Genomic DNA, 20,768 nt, shown 5'->3' with positions numbered 1-20,768 from the left:
GTCCCAGTCCTCCTATGGTCCGATGTTCGCGATGAGCGTGCTGTCGATCATCCCGTTGTTCATCGTGTTCTGCTTCGGCCAGAAATACCTCGTCGAAGGCATCGCCACCACCGGCGGCAAGTAAACACCAAGCGGACCGACTTCAGGGCGTCTCCTTCCTTCGCAGGGAGGGGACGCCCCTTTGTGTTGCCCGCACTTGTGTTGCCGAACGGCGGAAAACCGCAGGGCAACGGCCGGCCGGATTCCCGGGCGCGCCGAAGCGTTACAGCATCCTGCCGACGACGAACCGCTCGAGACCGCGCACGTCAACGCCGGATACGAATTCCAGATGGATCCTGCACGGCATGGCCAGTCCGGCCTGGGCGTTGATTCCCGGATCACCGAACCACAGATCCATTCTTGCATCCGCGTCGAAACCGTTGGCCGTGTCGACGCTGGCCAGACGGATGCCCGAATACGGCAGGGTCGTGTAATCCCGCCTCTTGCCGGTGATGCCCTGTGCGGTCACGGCGATGATGCGCCGATCGGTGAACACTGCCCAGAAGTTTTTCGCCCCTTTAAACGCGGCGTGGACCGTTTCGCCGTCGAGCAGCAGCCCGTCGAGCAGCGCATCGGCATCTCCGGGATCGGCGTTGTCCACCTTGGTGAACGAAGCGACGCTGAAGTCGATCATGTTGCCCCTTCCTTCCCGACGACCGTCGTCGGGCTTTGTAGTTTCTTCAGCATATCGGTTGGTGCCGTCCGTGGAGGATGTCCTGCCCGAGCGTGTGCGATGTTGTTCCGCTGTGACCGTAGCTGTTCGAAAGTTTCGGCGCGTATGGCCGCCTGATGCATGCGAAATGGAAGTACTGGTCGATACATAGCCGAAATCCGGCAGATTGCAACGGTTTTGACCGATCTGACGCAGAGGGAGAAGGACTTCTGGCGTGTCGCAATCTTCGGGATTTGACAAGTTAGACTGTTTAACTTAGTATAAAACCATCGATAAAGAAAACGAAAGTTTCGCACTTCCGTACATCATCGATCCACGTTCCCTCTAACGGCAAAGGAACAGCGGCCGCGGGGCAAGGCAGCCCCGCGGGTGCACACAAGGAAAGGGTCAAGAATGACATTCAAGAAGCATGGAGTTGCGGCGCTGGCGGCGACCGCTGCGATCGCCATGTCGCTTTCCGGCTGCGGCGCAGGCGGAAATGATGGCGAGGCCGAGGCCAAGCTCAGCGAAGGCGACGTGACCATTACGCTCAACTGGTGGGGCTCCGACGGCCGCGTCAAGCTCACCGAGGCGGCCGTGGATCGCTTCGAAAAGGCGAACCCGAACATCCACGTCCAGACCATTTATTCTGATTGGGGTGGCTATTGGGACAAGCTCTCCACCTCCATCGCCGGCGGCGACGCCCCCGACGTGATGCAGATGGACGAGAGCTACTTCTCCTCCTACGCATCCCAGGGTGCTTTCTATGATATGAGCAAGGTCTCCGACTACCTCGACCTGAGCAACCTCAACGAGGCCAACAAGAAGGCCGGCCAGATCGACGGCACCCAGTACGCGGCCGAGGTCAGCGTCACGCTGATCGGTGTGATCGCCAACATGGACATCCTCGACGAGCTGGGCATCGAGCTGCCGGACACCTCCAAGTGGACTTGGGAGGAGTTCGAGGATCTGTGCAAGCAGGTCGTCGAGAAGTCCGGTGGCAAGTACACCGGCACGCAGCCCACCTTCGGCGGCTACGACTACCAGCTGTGGCAGCGCCAGCACGGCAAGCGCACCATGTTCGAAGGCAACAAGGTCTCCGTGGACAAGGAGCTGCTCAAGGAGTACATGCAGAAGGCGTACGACTGGACCCACGGCTCCAACCCGATCGCCGGCAGCACCGACAAGTGGAGCGAGCAGTTCTCCGCCGTCAACTCCAACATCCAGGATACCGACATGGCCAAGGGCACCCAGGCGTTCTCCTTCGGCTCCGGCGCTCTGACCTCCCAGCTGGCTCAGTACTCCAAGGCGCTGAACACCGAAAACGTCAAGCTCCTGCCGATGCCCGTCACCGAGGGTGGTACCTCCGACTACTACTACATGAAGGTCGGCATGTACTGGGCCATCTCCTCCAAGACCGAGCACCCGGCCGAGGCGGCCAAGCTCATCGACTTCCTCATCAACGACGAGGAGACCGGCAAGGAGTTCGGCACCGACCGTGGCATCCCGGCCAACAACAAGATCCGCGCCGAACTCTCCTCCAATGCGTCCGCGCTTGACAAGCAGCTGTACGACTACGTCGACCAGATGGCCGAGATTTCCGGCGACACCCCGGATCCGACCCCGGCCGGCGGCGGCGGCTCCGCGAACCTGCTTCTGCGCAAGCTGCAGGACGTCGTCTTCGAGCGGTCCACTGTGGACAAGGCGGCCGACGAGTTCATCGCCGAGCTGCAGTCGGAGATCGATCAGGCGCAGTGAGTGTGCGGCCGACGTAAGTCGCACGTGGTCCGCCTGGGGACGGCCCCGGATTCCCGCAAGGGAGTCCGGGGCTGTCCCGCGTTGCCGCTGCGGATCCGTGCGGCTCGGAACGTTCGGCGATGCGCGATCGCCGTCGCTCAGCGGAGGGGAGACGCGGTGCTGCTTCGCACTATGAGCTTGGTCGGCATCACCGTCTCGCTCGGCACCTCTCCGCCGTCGCCGAGTGCGAGCACCAGCTCGACGGCCTCCTGCGCCATGCGCTGGATCGGCTGGGCGACGGTGGTCAGGGCCGGACCGAGGTACTGCGAGGTGCGGATGTCGTCGAAGCCGATCACGGATACGTCGTCCGGGATGGCGAGCCCGAGCTGTCGGGCGGTCTCGTACAGGCCCATGGCCTGCAGGTCGTCCCCGACGAAGATGGCGGTGGGACGGTCCAGGCGATCCAGCAGGGCGCGCGCCCGCTCCTGCCCGGATTCGACGGTGTACTCGCCGGCGAGCACCAGCGACGGGTCGAGTTCGATGCCCGCCGCGGCGAGCGTGGAACTGAAGCCGTCGAAGCGGGCGCGCGAGCAGGTCATGTTCTCCGGGCCGGTCACCACGCCGATGCGCGTGTGGCCCAGCGCGATCAGATGCTTGGCCGCCAAGGTGCCGCCGGTCCAGTTGTCCGCGCGTATGGAGACGCTGTCCGGGGCTGCATCCCCGCGCGAATCGACGGTCACGGAGGGGATCTTGCGCGAGTCGAGAAGGCGCCTGTCCTGCTCGGTGCCGTCCAGCAGTACGAACACCACACCGACGGGTCGGCGCTCCAGCGTGCCCTGGATCCAATCGTGGCCCCCGCCGTCACGCTCGCCGTCGCCCTCCCCGGTAAGGGTGAGGGTAACGCTCAGGCCGTGACGCCGGGCGGCGTCGCCCACGCCCTGCAGGATCTCGAGCGTCCAGACGCTGTCGATGCGCTCCAGGATCACCTCGATGCAGTTGCTCGTGGCGTTCCTGACCAATGGCTTGCGGTAGTCGTACTTGCGCAGCAGGGACTCCACCTTGGCGCGAGTCTTCGCGGCGACATCGCTGCGCCCGTTGACGACCTTGGAGACCGTGGCGATGGAGACGCCCGCCTCCCTGGCGATGTCCGCCATCTTCGCTTCGCGTTGGATTGCCATGGGAAAGCCCCTTTGCGTGATGATTCAGGTTTTACTTCAGTATATCGAAACTTTCAGAACGATGGGATGGGGACTTTCCGTTTCCGTGAAGATGGACGGCGGGGGTCGTCGATGCGGCTCGGATTGCCGCGATTCCTTGGGTTTGCATGTTCACAGGCTGGGCGACGCGCTGGCGCTTGGCGATTGACATTGCGGACGATCGATCATAAAATTACGAAATATAAATCGAAAATATTCAGACGTGTTTCGGGGCGCGCAAGGCGGCGCGGCATCCGAACGCGGCGAACGGACGGGTATGCATGCATGCATTCCAAAGGAAAGGCTTGCCAATGGCTGACGCAATGTGGCTCACCGAACCGGTCATCAGGGCCACGGCCGGAACCCATGTCTTTTACGTGGACAACGCGGGCGGGGAGACCGCCGTCTCGCTGCGCCTGCGCCGGGAGATCGTCGAAACGTTCGGCCGTCCGCTCGTGGGCGACCGGCAGAAGGCGGACGTGATCCTGTCGATCGGGCGCACCGAATTCGCCTGCGACGACGCCTTCCGCATCCGCGCGGACGGAACGCACACCGTCATCGAAGGCAACACCGCCGCAGCCGTGCTCTACGGCCTGTACGCGTGGGTACGCCGCACCGCCGCCGGGCAGAGCTGCGCCGACTACGCATCCGCCCCGCAGCAGTCCCTGCGCATGATCGACCACTGGGATCAGGTGGACGGTTCCGTGGAACGCGGATACGCCGGCGAATCGATCTTCTTCGGCGACCTCGACTCCAACGAGCACATCGACTACCGGTACTTCCCGGCGCGTCCCGGCGCCGACCCGTTCCGCGGGGACATGGCGCGCATCGAGGCCTACGCTCGCATGCTCGCCTCCGTGGGTATCAACGCCCTGGCGCTCAACAACGTCAACGTGCGCGGACGCGCCGCCGAACTCATGGTCCAGCCGCTGCTCGGCCGCGTGGCGCAGATCGCGCGCATCTTCTCCGGATTCGGCATCAAGCTGTTCCTCGCCATCAACTTCGCGGCCCCCAAGAAGCTCGGAGGACTGGCCACCGCGGACCCGCTCGACCCGGCCGTGCGCGTCTGGTGGGCGCAGATCATCGACGGCATCTACGAGGCCATCCCCGACTTCGGCGGTTTCCTCGTCAAGGCCGACGCGGAAGGCGAACCCGGGCCCATGCAGTACGGCCGCGACCACAAGGACGGCGCGAACATGCTCGCCGAGCCGATGGGACGCCACGGCGGCATCGTGATCTGGCGCGCCTTCGTATACAACTGCCTGCAGGACTGGCGCGACCGCAGCACCGACCGCGCCAAGGCTGCGTTCGAGAACTTCATGCCGCTCGACGGCCAGTTCGCGGACAACGTCGTGCTTCAGGTGAAGTTCGGGCCCATGGACTTCCAGGTGCGCGAGCCGCTCACCCCGCTCATTGGCACGCTCGAGCACACCAACCTCATGGTCGAGTTCCAGATCACCGCCGAATATTTGGGCCACCAGATCGACGTGAACTACGTACTGCCGCAGTGGCTGGCAATGACGAACTTCGACACCAAGGCGCCCGAGGAACTCACCGGCGGCGACGGCCGCGTCAAGGCGATCGTGCCGAAGCTGAGCCCCGATCCGCGCCGCTGCGGCTACGCGGGCGTGGCCAACGTGGGCATGGACGCCAACTGGACCGGCAACAAGCTCGCCCAGGCCAACCTGTACGGCTTCGGCCGCATGTGCTGGGACGGCGAGGCCACCGCTGAGACGATCCTCGACGAATGGCTCGCCATGACCTTCCCCGGGACCGGCGAGGCGGCCACCGCGGTGATCCGCGGCATCATGCTCGACTCGAACCGCACCTACGAGAACTACTGCGCACCCCTCGGCGTGGGCTTCATGGTGGTGCCCGGCGTGCACTACGGCGTCTCCGTCAACGGCTACGAATACGACCGCTGGGGCACCTACCACTTCGCCGACCGCGACGGCGTGGGCGTGGACCGCACGGTGGCCACTGGCTCCGGGTACACCGCCCAGTACCGTCCTGCCAACGCGGCCATGTACGAGAGCCTCGAGACCTGCCCGGACGAACTGCTCCTGTTCTTCCACCACGTGCCCTACTCCCACGTGCTCAGGAGCGGCAAGAGCGTCATCCAGCACATCTACGACACGCACTTCGCCGGTGCCGCCGCGGTGGACGAATACATCGAAGCATGGAATTCCGTGCGCGGTGCGATCGACGAGACCGACTGGGCCAACGTGGCCGAACGCCTCCAACGCCAGCGGGAGAACGCCATCGCATGGCGCGACCAAGTCAACACCTACTTCCACCGCATGAGCGGCATCCCCGACGAGCACGGCCGCACCATCTACGCGTGAGCCTACGCGTGCGCGACCATACAGACATAGACACAGACACCAGAGGAGACCAGCAACGATGCAGATCCACAACCCCGTTCTTCCGGGCTTCCACCCGGACCCGTCCATGATCCGCGTGGGGGACACCTACTACATCGCCAGTTCCACCTTCGAGTGGTGGCCGGGCGTGCGCATCCACGAGTCGAAGGACCTCGCGCACTGGACGTTCACCGGCTACGCGCTGACCGAAACCCGTCAGGCCGATCTGCGCGGCGACCCGTCCTCCGGCGGCGTGTGGGCGCCGGACCTGTCCTACGCGGACGGCAAGTTCTGGCTCGTCTACTCGGACATGAAGATGGTGACCGGCATCTTCAAGGACGGCACCAACTACCTCACGTGGTCCGACAGCATCCACGGGCCGTGGGCCGACCCCGTCAAGCTCAACTACGTAGGCTTCGATGCCTCGCTGTTCCATGACGACGACGGACGCAAGTACCTCGTGCAGCAGACCTGGGACCACCGCGAATACCATCACCGGTTCGATGGCATCACCCTGACCGAGCTCGACACCGAGACCATGCGCCTGAAACCCGAAACCGCGCGCACCATCTGGGCCGGCACCGACGTGAAGCTCACCGAAGGGCCGCACATCTACAAGATCGACGGCTGGTACTACCTGTTCTGCGCCGAAGGCGGCACCACGTTCCTCCATCAGGAAACCGTGGCCCGTTCGCGCACGCTCGACGCGCTGAGCTTCGAGACCATGCCCGGCGACGAACCGTTCCTCGGCAACTACGACACCCCGCGCTCCCCGCTGCAGAAGCAGGGCCACGGCTCGCTGGTGTCCACGCCCGCGGGGGAGTGGTACTACGCCTCGCTGTGCGGGCGTCCCTGGCACCACGAGACCGAATCCGTGGTGGGGCCGCGCGGCTGGTGCACGCTCGGGCGCGAAACGTCCATCCAGAAGGTGGAGTGGGACGCCGACGGCTGGCCGCACATCGTGGGCGGGCACGGCGGACTGCTCGACGTGCCCGCGCCGGCGGATGCGCCCGGTACCGAGACGGACGTCCCCGCCGCACCCGCGGGCCGCAGTCAGCACGACGAGTTCGAGGCGGACACGCTCGGCCATGACTGGAACACGCTGCGCGTGCCGTTCTCGCCGGTCATGGGCTCCGTGGGCGGTGGATCGCTCAGGCTCATCGGCCAGGGCTCGCTGCACAACCTGTTCGATCTGTCCCTCGTGGCCCGTCGCTGGCAGGCGTTCGACTTCGACGCCGAAACTCGCGTGCGCTTCGACCCGCACACCTACCAGGCCATGGCCGGGCTCACGAACTACTACAGCGACGCCAACTGGAGCTGGGCGTTCGTGACCTGGGACGAGAGGCGCCGCACGCGCGTGATCGAAGTGGCGCAGTCCGATCGCAACGCCTACACGTCGTTCCTCAAGGACAACGCCATCGCCGTGCCGGATGGCTGCGACGTATGGTTGCGCACCCGCGTGCGGACCTCCACCTACACGTACGAGTACTCGTTCGACGGCGAGCGGTGGACCCCCATCCCCGTCACGCTCGACGCGAAGATTCTCTCCGACGACTACGTGTTCGAGAAGCTCGACGGCTACTTCACCGGCGCGTTCGTGGGACTCGCCGCCGTGGACTATTCGGGCTACGGCGAAACCGCCGAATTCGATTACTTCGACTACAAGGAACTGGACTGAGCTGCCGCAGCCACGTCGGCAGACAATTGACGAGTCCCGGACGCTTGAACGTTCGGGACTCACGGACACAACAAGAAAGCGGAAGTTACAACATGAGTCTATGGACGGTGTTTGGATCTGAACTCCTCGGAAGCTGCATGATGATCACCGTGGCGGTCATGGTGTGCGGCAGCCGTGTGTTACCGAAGACAGGCGCGTTCGGTGGTGATTGGATCAATGCGTCACTCGGCTGGGGTCTGGCGGTCTATATCGCCGTGTACGTCGGATGGCCTTCGGGCGCTCATCTCAACCCCATCATCACGCTCGCGCGCGCGCTGCTTCACCAGTTCGATCCGAGCGTCACCCTGAACGGCAAGCCACTGGACGACGGCGGCGTGCCGGTCACCGCGGCGGCGATCGTCGTCTACATCGTCGCGCAGTTCATTGGCTGCTTCGTCGGCGCGTGCCTTGGCTGGGCGTCCATCCGCAAACACTTTGACGAACCGGCGCCCACGGACTCCAAGCTCACCATCTTCTGCACCAAGGCGCCCATCAAGTCGCCGCTGTGGAACGTGGTCTCCGAGATCATCGCCACGTTTGTGCTGGTGTGCTGGGTGCTCGTCAACGGCGGCACGCCCACCGAGGTCGGGCCGCTCGGCGTCGCGCTCGTGATCACCGTGCTCGTCATGGGTCTGGGCGGCGTCTCCGGCGCGGCGCTGAACCCCGCCCGTGACTTTTCTCCCCGTCTCGCCCACTTCGTCCTGCCCATCAAGGGCAAGGGCGACTCCGACTGGGGCTACGCGTGGGTTGCGTTCGTCGGCCCGCTGATCGGCGGCGCGCTCGGCGTGCTGATTCCCCTTGCACTTGGCCTCATCGCCTGACCATATTTTTCCCGTTATTCCCACTTTGCAGCAAAGGAGCTCATCCATGCAGATCCACAACCCCGTCCTGCCGGGCTTCCACCCGGACCCGTCCATGATCCGCGTTGGGGACACGTACTATTTGGCCAACTCCACCTTCGAATGGTGGCCGGGCGTGCGCATCCACGAGTCGAAGGACCTTGCGCACTGGAACTACGTAGGCTGCGCCCTGACGCGCACCTCGCAGCTCGACATGCGCGGCAATCCCTCCTCCGGCGGCATCTGGGCGCCGGACCTGTCCTACGCGGACGGCAGATTCTGGCTCGTCTACACGGACGTGAAGGTCGTCACCGGCGCGTTCAAGGACTGTACCAACTATCTCGTGACCACCGAGGACATTCACGGCGAATGGTCCGATCCGATCCGCATCAACGGCGTGGGCTTCGACTCCTCGCTGTTCCATGACGACGACGGGCGCAAATACCTCGTGCAACAGACCTGGGACTTCCGCGGCGGCCACCACCGCTTCAACGGCATCACCCTGACCGAATTCGACACGGCCACCATGCGCCTGAAGCCCGAAACGATGCGCACCATCTGGCAGGGCACCGACGTCAAGGTGGTGGAGGGGCCGCATCTCTACAAGATCAACGGCTGGTACTACCTGTTCTGTGCGGAGGGCGGCACCTCCTACGAGCATCAGGAATCCGTGGCCCGCTCGCGCACGCTCGACGCGCTGAGCTTCGAGGCCAGCCCGGTCAACCCGTTCATCACCAACTTCGACACCCCGCGCACCTACCTGCAGAAGCAGGGGCACGGCTCGCTGGTGGACACTCCCTCGGGGGAGTGGTACTACGCCTCGCTGTGCGGGCGGCCATGGCGGCACGACGACGAATCGTTCAACGGGTGCCGCGGCTGGTGCACGCTCGGGCGTGAGACGTCCATCCAGAAGGTGGAGTGGGTCGACGGATGGCCGCGCATCGTGGGCGGGCACGGCGGTACGCGCGTGGTGCTGGCACCCAAGGATGCCCCCGCGAATCCCGATGTTCCCGAGACGCCGGCGGATCACAGCCGGCGCGACGACTTCGACGCGGACACGCTCGGCCCCGACTGGAATACGCTGCGCGTACCGTTCTCGCCGGTCATGGGCTCCATCGGCGGTGGGGCGCTCACCCTGTACGGTCAGGGTTCGCTGTGCAACCTGTTCGACCTGTCCCTCGTGGCCCGCCGCTGGCAGGCGTTCGACTTCGACGCCGAGGTGCGCGTGGAGTTCGACCCGGCCAACTACATGCAGATGGCAGGCCTGACGAACTATTACTGCGACGGCTCGTGGAGCTGGGCGTACGTGACCTGGGACGAGCGGCGCGGATGCCGCGTGGTGGGTGCCGCGCAGAACGACTTCGGCGACTGCACCGACCTTGGCGGCGCCGCCGTGCCGGTGCCGGACGATGCTGCGGGCGTCTGGCTGCGTACGCGTGTGCGGACCTCGAGCTACGTGTACGAGGTGTCCTTCGACCATGAGACGTGGATCGCGCTGCCGGGCGAGTACGACGCCGCCAAGCTGTCCGACGACTACGTGCTGGGGCGTACGGGCGCGTTCTTCACCGGCGCGTTCGTGGGATTGGCCTGCGTGGACCTCTCCGGATACCGCGCGCCGGCCCGATTCACCGGTTTTGAGTACCGGGAGCTGTAAATCCGGTTCACGCGATGAATCGCCGTTCATCGTGTGAACCGGACGGGATGTTCATATGACGATGGGGATCGCCGGAATTCCGGCGATCCCCATGTTCGTTCATGAAAGAAAGCGTGAGGTTTTGCAGTTCACACGATGGACGCGCCGTCAACGTGTGAACCGGAAACCATACCCGGCGACGAGCAACGCCACCGTGAGGCACGAACCGAACACGGCTCCGGCGCTCATGGCGAGCCATGCGACGTCCAGCACGATGATGGTCGCCAGCAGCAGCACGATGGCGAGGGTGCATGCGGTGGCACGGAACGCGACGGGCGTTCCGTGCGCATCGGTGCCCGGACGTTCAGCTGCGGAGGCGAGATCGGAGGTGCGGCCGGCGCCGGGTTCGGTCATGGCGGCGGATGCTTCGAAGGTGGTCATGGTGGCTCCTGTTCTTCGTTGAACGGTGATGTGATTGGGGAATGACGGGATAATATGCGGCCGGCCATGGGCGGGTGGCGTTCGGTGGTGTCCCCGCCCCGGCCGAGCGGGATGCGGCTCAGCCGCGGTACTTCACATACTGTGCGTACACGTCGGGCGTCGGTTCGCCGGTGAGGGTCTCCTCGATGGTCAGCGGCCATGCTGGCGGCTCGGCCTCGCCGGAGTACACCCATGCGGCCTGGCGGGCGGCGCCGATCGCCACGTATTCGTCGGTTGCCGGCAGATCGATGCTCTGCCCCAGAATGCCCGGCCCGTAGGCGCGGACGGCCGTGGACTTGGCGCCACCGCCGATGAGCAGCAGTCGCCTGACGTCCACGCCGAGGTGCTTCACCAGCTCAAGACAGTCGCGCTGCGAGCACAGCAGCCCCTCCACGAATGCGCGGGCGATGTTCGCCTTGGTGGTGTTCGCCAGCGTCATCCCGTGGAGCGAGGCGGTGGCGTCCGGGCGGTTCGGCGTGCGCTCCCCGTCGAAGTACGGTACGAGCGTGATGCCGCCGGCGCCCGGTTCGGACTGCGCGGCCAGCGCGGCCAGTTCGTCGTAGTCCACGCCCAGTGCGGCACGGGCGGCGTCGGAGATGCGCGAGCCGTTGATCGTGCAGGCGAGCGGCAGGAAGTGGCCGGTGCAGTCGGCGAATCCGGAGATAGCGCCGGTCATGTCGTAGGTGGGGTTTTCCGCGATCGCGGCGGCCACGCCGGAGGTGCCCAGCGAGATCGACACGTCGCCCACGGCCATGCCGAGGCCCAGGGAGGCCATGGCGTTGTCGCCGCCGCCGGGGGCTAGGATGCAGCCGCCGGGCACGTCCTTGCCGGCGATCGCCGGATCGGCCTTGACCGGTGCCGCCTCGCGGGGGCCGAGCACGGCGGGCAGCGTGATGCGGTCCGCGGCCGCGATGGCCTCGGTGGGGGCGGTGACCGTGCCGTACGAGTCCACGGAGCCGGTGCCGCCGTAGGCGGGGGCGAGGGCCAGTGCCAGCAGGTCGCGGCGGTAGGCGTTCCGGGCGGCGTCGAAGTAGCTGGTGCCGGAGGCGTCCGAACGGTCGGTGAACAGAGCGTCCAAGCGGGCGTCGGAGCCGTCCTCGACCGGGCCGAACCCGGCGATGCGCCAGCTCAGCCAGTCGTGCGGCAGGGCGATCGCGGCGATGCGCCGGGCGTTCTCCGGCTCGGCTTCGGCGGTCCATGCCACCTTGGTGAGTGTGTAGGAGGCGACGGGGGAGGAGCCGACCGCGCGCACCCAGCGCTGCTTGCCGCGAAGCTTGCGTGCGGTCTCGTCGGTGCCGTCCACAACGCCCGCAGCGGCTTCGTCGGCCGTGGCGGGGGCGGCGCCCAGCGAGTCGATCAGCGCGGCGGCCTGCGGGGCGGAACGCGTGTCGTTCCACAGCAGGGCGTCGCGGACCACGCTGCCGGCGCGGTCTAGCAGCACCATGCCGTGCTGCTGGCCGCCGACGGCCAGTGCGCTCACGTCGTCCAGCCCGCCGGCCTGTTCGGCCGCGGCCCGGAAGGCGTCCCACCATGCGTTCGGGTCCACGCTGGTGCCGTCCGGGTGCTTGGCCTGCCCGAAACGCACGGTTTCTCCGGTGAGTGCGTCGGTGACGCGCACCTTGGTCGATTGGGTCGAGGTATCCACACCCGCCACCAGTACTCGTGCCATGCCATCCTCCTTGCGTTGGTTGCCGTTGCCGCCGCGCTGCAATGCGCGCACCATGCCAGACAAAATGTTAGATGAATAAACTAATGTCACTATAGCATGAAAACCGCGTTATCATGAAACGAGTGAACCAAGCCGCGTGTCACCGCCGACACCGGCGCCGCCGCACGAAACGAACCAAATGGACAAAGGGAGGGGCCATGGCCGCGCTACGCCGCATCAACCAGGAGGATCTGCGCAACCACAATCTGTCCGTGGTGCTGGACACCCTCCTGCAATCCGACTCGCCCCTGAGCCGCGCCGAGCTCGCCAAGGCCACGGGACTGACCAAGGCCACCATGTCGCTGCTCGCATCCATGCTCATCGACGCCCACGTGGTGGAGGAAGGCGACCCGGCCATGCAGAGCCCCTACGGCAGACCGTCCACGCCGCTGACCATCGCACCGGGCACATGGGCCGGCATAGGCCTACAGATCAACACCGACGGCTACGGGTACATCGTGCTCGACCTGACCGGCAGGGTGGTGGCCCAGGAATGGGAGCCCGCCAACCTCAACGGATGCAGCCCCGAGGAGACCTTCGACCGGCTCGACGCGCTCGTCGGTCCCACCGAACGCGAGCTCGGGACACTGGGCTACCGCGTGGTCGGCACCGGACTGGCCCTGCCCGGACTCGTTACCGATGACCAGCGGCTGCTGTCCGCACCCAACCTCGACTGGGACATGGTGGACCTGCAGGAGTTCGATCTGACCGGCCGACTCAACGTGATTGCCGGCAACGAAGCCAACATGGCGGCAATCGCCCAGATTCCCGGCTACGCCACCTGCCGTGAAGATCGGCCCTCACCCGTGGATGCGCGCGGCTCGTTCCTGTATGTCTCCACCGATGTGGGCATCGGCGGAGCACTGGTGCGCGACGGCCGCGTGGTGACCGGCGACCATGGGTTCGGCGGGGAGATCGGCCACCTGTCCGTCTGTCTGGACGGACCCGCATGCCGCTGCGGCAGACGCGGATGCCTCGAGGCGTACGCGGGACGCCGGGCGATGGTGGAAGCCGCGGGCATCGCGACCGGGGCCGAGGCGGCAAGGTCCGGGGCGGCCATCGAACTGTACGAGCGCTGGCGCAACGGGGACCGGGCCGCGGTGGCCGCCATCGACCGGGCCGTCGAGGCGCTCGGCTCGGCCATCTCCTCGACCATCAACCTCATGGACGCGCAGACCGTGATCCTGGGCGGGTTCTGGCAGCAGTTCGGCAACGATCTGACCGCGCGGCTCACCACCGCCGTGGCCGGTCAGGTGCTCGCCGGGCGGGAACTCGCCATGCAGGTGGTCATGCCGCCCGTGGGCGACCGCCCGGCCCTGCGTGGGGCGGCGGCGGTGGGACTGCGCCGATTCATCGACAACCCGCTCGCCTACATCGCATAGCGGCTCGCCGTCAGACCATGCGCCCCTCGGTCACAAAGATCGCATGCGCGTCGCCGCGTGCCTTGTTCTCCAGATAGCGGCGGAAGATCGCCATGCGCTCCACCGTGCTGGCCGCGAGCGGAGAGGGAAGATCGTCGGGGGAGAACCAGCCCACGGACAGACTTTCCTCGTCGCCCACGAACGGCTGCGCGTTGCCGCCGTCCCTGAGCTCGCACAGGAACGAATGGTCCATGTACATGGTGTTGTCGCCGTTCGCGTACGTGATCACGCGGTCCGAGGAGACGACCGCCACGAGGTCCGTGACCTGCGCATCCACGCCGGTCTCCTCCTTGATCTCGCGCACCACGGTATCCGCCGGCTGCTCGCCGGGCTCGTTGATGCCGTAGATCAGCGCCCACTCGCCGGTGTCGGAGCGGCGGCCGAGCAACACGCGGCCCTCTCCGTCGCGCACGTAGCCGGTCACGCCGGTGAGCCAGAGCAGATCATGGCCTATTTTCTTACGTAGTTCGAGGACGAATTCAGGGGTTGGCATAATGGTTCCTTTCCGACTTGTGGCCATGATCCTTCGCGGTCTTGGCGACCGCTCACCTCGCCTGTCGAAAGCCCACCGGGCTTTCGCCTTTACGGCTCGGCTTGGCCTATTTTCTTACGTAGTTCGAGGACGAATTCAGGGGTTGGCATAATGGTTCCTTTCCGACTTGTGGCCATGATCCTTCGCGGTCTTGGCGACCGCTCACCTCGCCTATCGAAAGCCCACCGGGCTTTCGCCTTTACGGCTCGGCTTGGCCTATTTTCTTACGTAGTTCGAGGACGAATTCAGGGGTTGGCATAATGGTTCCTTTCCTGTTCCTTTCCGACCGACCTTGCAGGCGGTCTTTTGCGAAAAGGGGCTTCCCTCGCGTCGGAGAGAAGCCCCTCTTGGTCAGCGGGCCTTGGCCGCGCAGTCGGCCATCCACGCCTCCACGTCGGCGGGCTGCTTCGGAATGCCGGCGGACAGCCATTCGGGGCCGTGCTCGGTCATGAGCACATCGTCCTCGATGCGAATGCCGATGCCGCGGTACTCCGGCGGGATGAGCAGGTCGTTGTCGCGGAAGTACAGGCCGGGCTCGATGGTGAAGATCATGCCCGGGCGGATCTTCGCCCCCTGATAGGCCTCGAAGCGGGCCTGCGCGCAGTCGTGCACGTCCAGACCCAGATGGTGCGCCACGCCGCAGGCGAGCCAACGGCGGTGCTGCTGGCCCTCCGGGGAGAGCGACTCCTCCACGCTCACCGGCAGCAGACCCCACTCGTGCAGGCGCTCGGCGATCACGCGCATGCAGGCGTGGTGGATGTCCGAATACGTGGCGCCCACCTTCGCGGCCTCGAAGCCGGCCTGCTGGGAGTCGAGCACGGCCTCGTACAGGCGCTTCTGGAAGTCGGTGAACCTGCCGTCGGTCGGGAACGTGCGGGTGATGTCCGCGGTGTACAGGGAATCGACCTCCACGCCGGCGTCCACAAGCAGCATGTCGCCGCGGCGCACCACGCCGGTGTTGCGCATCCAGTGCAGGATCGGGGCGTGCGCGCCGGAGGCGACGATCGAATCGTAGCCCACAGCGTTGCCCACCTCGCGGGACACGGCGTTGAACGCGCCCTCGAGAATGCGCTCGGAACGCGGCTTGTCCAGCGCGCCCGGCAGGTTCTCCAGCAGACGGTCGAATCCCTGCTTGGTGGCGGCGATCGCCTTGCGCATCTCGCCCACCTCGTAGGCGTCCTTGACCATGCGGGCCTCGGAGGTGGCTTCCTTGAGCTTGTCGTCCGCGGCGGCGTTGGCGTCCGGATCGGGGAAGCCGTTGGCTTCGCGCATGCCCTCCACCATGGCGGTGACCTGCGGGTCGGTGTCGCGCACCACGCGCACGCGGACCGCGCTGGCCTCCGCGCCCACGTCCTTGCCGAGCGCGTCGGACAGCTGCGCGATGTCATGCGTCTCGAGGCCAGTCATGGCGGCCAGCTCCTTGAGGCCGGCGCGCGGGCCCACCCAGTACTCGCCGTAATGGGCGTTCATGAAGAAGTCGGCGGTGTGGTAGTCCGCGCGCGGGGCCACGAACAGCTCGGCCACGTGCGTGCGGCCGGCCTTGGCCTCGGGGGAGTCCGGGTCGACCGGGTTGAGCACCAGCACGGCGCCCGCCTCATAGTCCATGCCCAGACCCGTGTAGTACGCGAAGGCGGTGTCCGGACGGAACATGTAATCGCAGTCGTTGTTGCGGACCTTCGGCTGGCCGGCCGGGATCACGATGCGCTCGCCGGGGAACGCGGCACCCAGCGCGGCGATGCGCGCGGGAATGAACTTCGCGGACTCCAGACGCTCCACGTCCGGCTCGGAGGCGTCCCAGCCGGTCTTCATGAAGTCCTGGAACGCGGAACCGAGCGGGCGCAGCGAGCGGTTGTTCACCCGGTCCTTCATCGGCTGGTTGTCGCCCGGGGCGTTTCTGGCCTCCTCGGCTTCGTATTCCTTGTCCTTCTCGGTCACCACGTCACCCATAACACTCCTTTTGGATTCGCGAACGGTTGCCATTGCCAACGCCTATCCTAATGGCTCGGAGCGCATTTGGTTCGGGGTGCGTTGGCGTTGCGCGAAAGGCCGGCCGGCCCGCCGAGGCCTAGCGGTATGGTGGACCCCATGACTGATTCCGGGAACTTCGTGCACCTGCACAACCACACGCACTACTCGTTGCTCGACGGCGCCTCGAAGATCCCGAACCTCGCCAAGAAGGTGGCGGAACTGGGTATGCCGGCCGTGGGCATCACCGACCATGGCAACATGCACGGCGCGTACGAGATGTACACCAACTGCGTGGCCAACGGCGTCAAGCCGATCATCGGCATCGAGGCGTACGTGACCCCGGAGACCGCCCGCCAGGACAAGTCACGCGTGCACTGGGGCACCGAGGCCCAGCGGCGCGACGACGTCTCCGGCGGCGGCTACATCACCCACCTCACCCTGTGGGCGGAGAACGACAAGGGACTGGTCAACCTGCTCAAGGCCAGCTCCGTGGCCAACCTCGAAGGCCGCGTGATGCGCTACCCGCGTATGGACAAGGACGTGCTGTCCACGTACCACGAAGGTGTGATCTGCGGCTCCGGCTGCCCGTCCGGCATCATCCAGACCAGGCTCGCGCTGGGCCAGTTCGACGAGGCCCTGCGCGCCGCCGGCGAACTGCAGGACATCTTCGGCAGGGACAACTTCTTCATCGAGCTCATGGACCACAACCTTGAGATCGAGCGGCGCAATGTGCCCGGCCTGCTCGAGATCGCCAGGAAGCTCAACGCCCCGCTGCTCGCCACGAACGACTCCCACTACGTGGAGGCCGAGGACGCGGAGGCGCAGGACGCGATGCTGTGCATCAACTCCGGCGAACGGCTGGACAACCCCGACCGCTTCAAGTTCGACGGCACCGGCTACTACATCAAGACGGCCGAGGAGATGCGCGAACTGTTCCGTGAGTTTCCCGAGGCATGCGACAACACGATCGAGATCGCGGAACGCTGCAACGTGATGTTCGACGACCACGAGGACGGCGCGTTCATGCCGCAGTTCGCCTGCCCGGAAGGCTGGGACGAGACCTCGCTGTTCCTCAAGAAGGTGGAGGAGGGGCTGGAACGGCGTTACGACGGCAACCCGCCCGCCAAGGTGCTCAAGCAGGCCGACTACGAGTGCGGCGTGATCTGCCAGATGCAGTTCTGCGGCTACTTCCTCGTGGTGGCCGACTACATCCAGTGGGCCAAGGACCACGGGATCATGGTCGGCCCCGGACGCGGTTCGGCCGCAGGCTCCATGGTGGCGTACGCGATGGGCATCACCGAGCTCGATCCGCTGGAGCACGGCCTGATCTTCGAGCGGTTCCTCAATCCCGAGCGCGTCTCCCTGCCGGATATCGACGTGGACTTCGACCCGGAGGGCCGCCTCGACGTGATCGGCTACTGCGGCGAGAAGTACGGCACCGACAAGGTGGCCCAGTGCGTGATCTACGGCGTGATCAAGACCAAGCAGGCCCTCAAGGACTCGGCGCGCATCATGGGCTACGAGTTCTCCATGGGCGACCGCGTCACCAAGGCCCTGCCGCCGAGCAAGAACGGCAAGGATGCCTCTCTGGGCGAGATCTTCGACCCTACGTCCAAACGCTACGCCGAGGCTCGCGAGTTCCGCGAACTGTACGAGTCCGACCGGGACGCCCATCAGATCATCGACAAGGCGAAGACCATCGAGGGTCTGATCCGCCAGACCGGCGTGCACGCGTGTGCGACGATCATGGGTAGCGCACCCATCACAGACACCTCGCCCCTGCTGGAACGCACCGACGGCACGATCACCACCACGTTCGAATACCATACGTGCGAAACGCTGGGACTGGTCAAGATGGACTTCCTCGGGCTTTCCAACTTGACGGTCATCCACGACACGCTGGAGAACATCAAGCACAACGGCAAGGAGGCGATCGACTACACGAAGATCCCCCTGGACGACAAGGCCACCTACGAACTGCTCTCGCGCGGCGACACGCTGGGTGTGTTCCAGCTCGATTCCGATGGCATGCGCTCCCTGCTCAAGATGCTCAAGCCGGACAACTTCAACGACATCTCCGCACTGATCGCCCTGTACCGTCCGGGCCCGATGTCGATGGAATCGCACCTCAACTACGCCAAGCGCAAGAACGGGCAGCAGAAGATCGAGCCGATCCATCCCGAGCTCGACGAGCCGCTCAAGCAGGTGCTCGACGAGACGTACGGTCTGATCATCTATCAGGAGCAGGTGCAGTCCGCCGCGCGCATCCTGGCCGGCTACTCGCTGGGCAAGGCCGACGTGCTGCGCCGAGCCATGGGCAAGAAGAAGCCGGAGGTGCTGGCCAAGGAGAAGGTGCCGTTCTTCGCCGGCATGAAGGAGCACGGCTATTCCGAGGAGGCGGCCAACGCCATCTGGGAGATTCTGGTGCCGTTCTCCGGCTACGCGTTCAACAAGGCGCATTCGGCCGCATACGGGCTGATCTCCTACTGGACCGCGTACCTCAAGACCCACTACCCGGTGGAGTTCATGGCGGCCCTGCTGCAGGGCACCCGAGACAACAAGGACAAGACGGCCCTGTACCTGGGCGAGGCGCGGCGCATGGGCATCCAGGTGCTCTCGCCGGACGTCAACGAGTCGCGGTTCGAGTACGCGGCAGTCGGGGACGTGGTGCGCTTCGGTCTGGGGGCGATCCGCAACGTGGGCGAGAAGGCCGTGGCGGACATCATCGCCGAGCGCGAGGGGCCGCGCGGCAAGTACGTGAACTTCATGGACTTCATCCGCCGCGTGCCGATCACCGCGCTCAACCGCAGGCTCGTCGAATCGCTCATCAAGGCCGGCGCATTCGACTCGATCGACCCGAATCGCCGCGCCCTGTTCACCATCCACGAGGCGGCCATCGAATCCGTGGTGAGCATCAAGCGCAAGCAGGCGGAGGGCCAGTTCGACCTGTTTGCGGACGACGACGGCTCCACCGACGCCACGGCGATGGGCGACGTGGCGGTCAGCGTGCCGGACATCGAGGAGTGGGACAAGAAGACCAAGCTCAACTTCGAGCGCGAGATGTTGGGCCTGTACGTGTCCGACCATCCGCTCTCCGGCATGCAGTCGGTGCTGGCGAGCCTGCGCGAGATGTCCATCGCACACCTCATCGACCGGGCGCGGACCATGCCCGACGGCCAGCAGGTCACGCTCGCCGGGCTCATCACCAACGTGGAGCGGCGCGTATCCAAGAAGGGCAATCCGTGGGCCATCGTGACCATCGAGGACATGGAAAGCTCCATCCAGTGCATGTTCTTCGGCAAAGTGTACGAGGCGGCGGCCACGGAGATGGCTGTGGACACCGTGGTGCAGATCCGCGGGCAGGTGGAGCAGCGCGACGAAACCGTCTCCCTGCGGGCCACGGAGATGCAGGTGCCCACGCTCGAGGCGGCGGACGAACGCCCGCTCGTCATCACGCTGCCGCAGGTGGCGCTGGCCCGCGACAACATGACCCAGCTCGGGCAGGTGCTGCAAAACCATCCCGGCGTGTGCGAGGTCAAGCTGGCCGTCATGGACGATCGGGGAGGGGCGCAGGTGCTCACGTTCGGCGACCGGTTCCGCGTCAAGCGCGACACGTCCCTGTTCGCGGAGATCAAGATCATCTTCGGGCCGAGTTGTCTGCCCGCCGCATGAGCGTCGGGCAGGCTGTGTTCTGCGTCGTGCACGCCAGTGCGCGTGCACGGCTACGAACGTTCCGCTGGATCGTTCGTCTGCCCGCCGCGTGAGATGCCTTGTCATCGGCTCTGGCGCGAGCTGCATGCAGTGCGGTAGACTTCACTGTGACGAAGGAGGCTCGCATGACTGCCGTTGATTTCGACCCGATCGTTTTCGAGAAGGCGGAGCGCACCGCGGAACGTCATGGAACGACACTGGTCGATCTGCTGCGCGGACTGGTGAACGGATACGCCGCTGAAGCGGACATGTATGAGGAGGATTCGGCCGATTTGGCCGCACTCCGTGATGCCATGGCACACGACGACGGTACACGGTACACGGCGGATCAGGTAGATCGGATGCTCGATGGCGTGGAAGGTTGAATATTCCAAGGAAGCCGTGAGGCAGCTTCGGAAGATGAACCCGACCGACAGCAAACGCGTTCGCGACTGGATGCGCAGGAACATCGATGGTTGCGATGATCCGCGCATACATGGCAAGGGACTGACTGCGAACCGTTCGGGGGAGTGGCGTTACCGCGTCGGAGATTGGCGCGTGCTCGCATTTCTGAACGATGGCGTGGTCACCGTCGAGGTGTTCCGCGTTATGCACAGGCGGGAAGTGTACCGATCCTGAAGCATATCGGCCTTGGAACAAAGAGGGACAGGGGGGGTGTTCCTATGTTTTTGTCAACCTTGTGAGGGGTTGATGTGGTCGTGTCCGGGTTGGTTGTGATGGGCGTGCTTCGCTTTGGCCTTGGCGAGGTGCGGCCGTGGCCGGCGCTGGTGGT

15 protein-coding genes are annotated in these 20,768 nt (G+C 65.5%); 9 read left to right on the top strand and 6 right to left on the bottom strand.

Features of this window, described 5'->3' with window-relative positions; all coding sequences use genetic code 11:
* Positions 1–262 precede the first annotated feature (262 nt).
* Positions 263–673, bottom strand: coding sequence for a PH domain-containing protein (locus AC1AZA_RS10785; protein WP_476514657.1), 411 nt, complete (start codon positions 671–673; stop codon positions 263–265).
* Positions 674–1,105: 432 nt separating this feature from the next.
* On the opposite strand from AC1AZA_RS10785, the gene AC1AZA_RS10780 reads away from it, so the two are divergent.
* Positions 1,106–2,449 (top strand): ABC transporter substrate-binding protein, encoded by a 1,344-nt coding sequence (locus tag AC1AZA_RS10780; RefSeq protein ID WP_476514656.1) that lies wholly within the window; start codon positions 1,106–1,108, stop codon positions 2,447–2,449.
* A gap of 137 nt (positions 2,450–2,586) precedes the next feature.
* Here AC1AZA_RS10780 and AC1AZA_RS10775 read toward each other — a convergent pair whose 3' ends face one another.
* A complete protein-coding gene (locus AC1AZA_RS10775; protein ID WP_476514655.1) occupies positions 2,587–3,606 on the bottom strand; it encodes a LacI family DNA-binding transcriptional regulator in 1,020 nt (339 codons plus the stop codon).
* A 329-nt stretch (positions 3,607–3,935) separates the two neighbouring features.
* Here AC1AZA_RS10775 and AC1AZA_RS10770 point away from each other — a divergent pair, with 329 nt between their 5' ends.
* The 4 genes from AC1AZA_RS10770 (at position 3,936) to AC1AZA_RS10755 (ending at position 10,197) form a co-directional block, all read left to right on the top strand.
* The gene (locus tag AC1AZA_RS10770) at positions 3,936–5,969 is read left to right on the top strand and encodes an alpha-glucuronidase (protein WP_476514654.1); all 2,034 of its coding nucleotides are present in this window, start codon (positions 3,936–3,938) and stop codon (positions 5,967–5,969) included.
* Between the two features lie 58 nt (positions 5,970–6,027).
* The gene (locus tag AC1AZA_RS10765; RefSeq protein WP_476514653.1) at positions 6,028–7,665 is read left to right on the top strand and encodes a glycoside hydrolase family 43 protein; all 1,638 of its coding nucleotides are present in this window, start codon (positions 6,028–6,030) and stop codon (positions 7,663–7,665) included.
* Between the two features lie 92 nt (positions 7,666–7,757).
* Positions 7,758–8,525 (top strand): MIP/aquaporin family protein, encoded by a 768-nt coding sequence (locus AC1AZA_RS10760; protein ID WP_476514652.1) that lies wholly within the window; start codon positions 7,758–7,760, stop codon positions 8,523–8,525.
* A gap of 46 nt (positions 8,526–8,571) precedes the next feature.
* Positions 8,572–10,197 (top strand): glycoside hydrolase family 43 protein, encoded by a 1,626-nt coding sequence (locus AC1AZA_RS10755; protein ID WP_476514651.1) that lies wholly within the window; start codon positions 8,572–8,574, stop codon positions 10,195–10,197.
* A gap of 147 nt (positions 10,198–10,344) precedes the next feature.
* On the opposite strand, the gene AC1AZA_RS10750 is transcribed toward AC1AZA_RS10755, so the two are convergent.
* A complete protein-coding gene (locus AC1AZA_RS10750; RefSeq protein WP_476514650.1) occupies positions 10,345–10,617 on the bottom strand; it encodes a hypothetical protein in 273 nt (90 codons plus the stop codon).
* Positions 10,618–10,735: 118 nt separating this feature from the next.
* A complete protein-coding gene (locus tag AC1AZA_RS10745) occupies positions 10,736–12,325 on the bottom strand; it encodes a xylulokinase (protein WP_476514649.1) in 1,590 nt (529 codons plus the stop codon).
* Positions 12,326–12,522: 197 nt separating this feature from the next.
* Here AC1AZA_RS10745 and AC1AZA_RS10740 point away from each other — a divergent pair, with 197 nt between their 5' ends.
* Positions 12,523–13,746 (top strand): ROK family protein, encoded by a 1,224-nt coding sequence (locus tag AC1AZA_RS10740; RefSeq protein WP_476514648.1) that lies wholly within the window; start codon positions 12,523–12,525, stop codon positions 13,744–13,746.
* 10 nt (positions 13,747–13,756) lie between these two features.
* On the opposite strand, the gene AC1AZA_RS10735 is transcribed toward AC1AZA_RS10740, so the two are convergent.
* Both AC1AZA_RS10735 and AC1AZA_RS10730 read right to left on the bottom strand, forming a co-directional pair.
* Complete coding sequence (locus AC1AZA_RS10735) at positions 13,757–14,278, bottom strand: NUDIX hydrolase (RefSeq protein WP_476514647.1); 522 nt, start codon at positions 14,276–14,278, stop codon at positions 13,757–13,759.
* Positions 14,279–14,668: 390 nt separating this feature from the next.
* Complete coding sequence (locus tag AC1AZA_RS10730; protein ID WP_476514646.1) at positions 14,669–16,264, bottom strand: aminopeptidase P family protein; 1,596 nt, start codon at positions 16,262–16,264, stop codon at positions 14,669–14,671.
* A gap of 138 nt (positions 16,265–16,402) precedes the next feature.
* Here AC1AZA_RS10730 and dnaE point away from each other — a divergent pair, with 138 nt between their 5' ends.
* From dnaE to AC1AZA_RS10715, 3 genes are all read left to right on the top strand, one after another.
* The gene (gene dnaE, locus AC1AZA_RS10725) at positions 16,403–19,957 is read left to right on the top strand and encodes a DNA polymerase III subunit alpha (protein WP_476514645.1); all 3,555 of its coding nucleotides are present in this window, start codon (positions 16,403–16,405) and stop codon (positions 19,955–19,957) included.
* Positions 19,958–20,121: 164 nt separating this feature from the next.
* Positions 20,122–20,361, top strand: coding sequence for a hypothetical protein (locus tag AC1AZA_RS10720; RefSeq protein ID WP_476514644.1), 240 nt, complete (start codon positions 20,122–20,124; stop codon positions 20,359–20,361).
* Positions 20,345–20,614, top strand: a complete 270-nt coding sequence (locus AC1AZA_RS10715) for a type II toxin-antitoxin system RelE family toxin (protein ID WP_476514643.1) — start codon at positions 20,345–20,347, stop codon at positions 20,612–20,614. Before AC1AZA_RS10720 ends, AC1AZA_RS10715 begins: the two co-directional genes overlap by 17 nt.
* Positions 20,615–20,768: the final 154 nt, after the last annotated feature.

The sequence above is a fragment of the Bifidobacterium sp. LH_389 genome (assembly GCF_056357235.1).
Note: the sequence above shows the minus strand (reverse complement) of the source record. Positions and strands in the feature narration are given on the sequence as shown.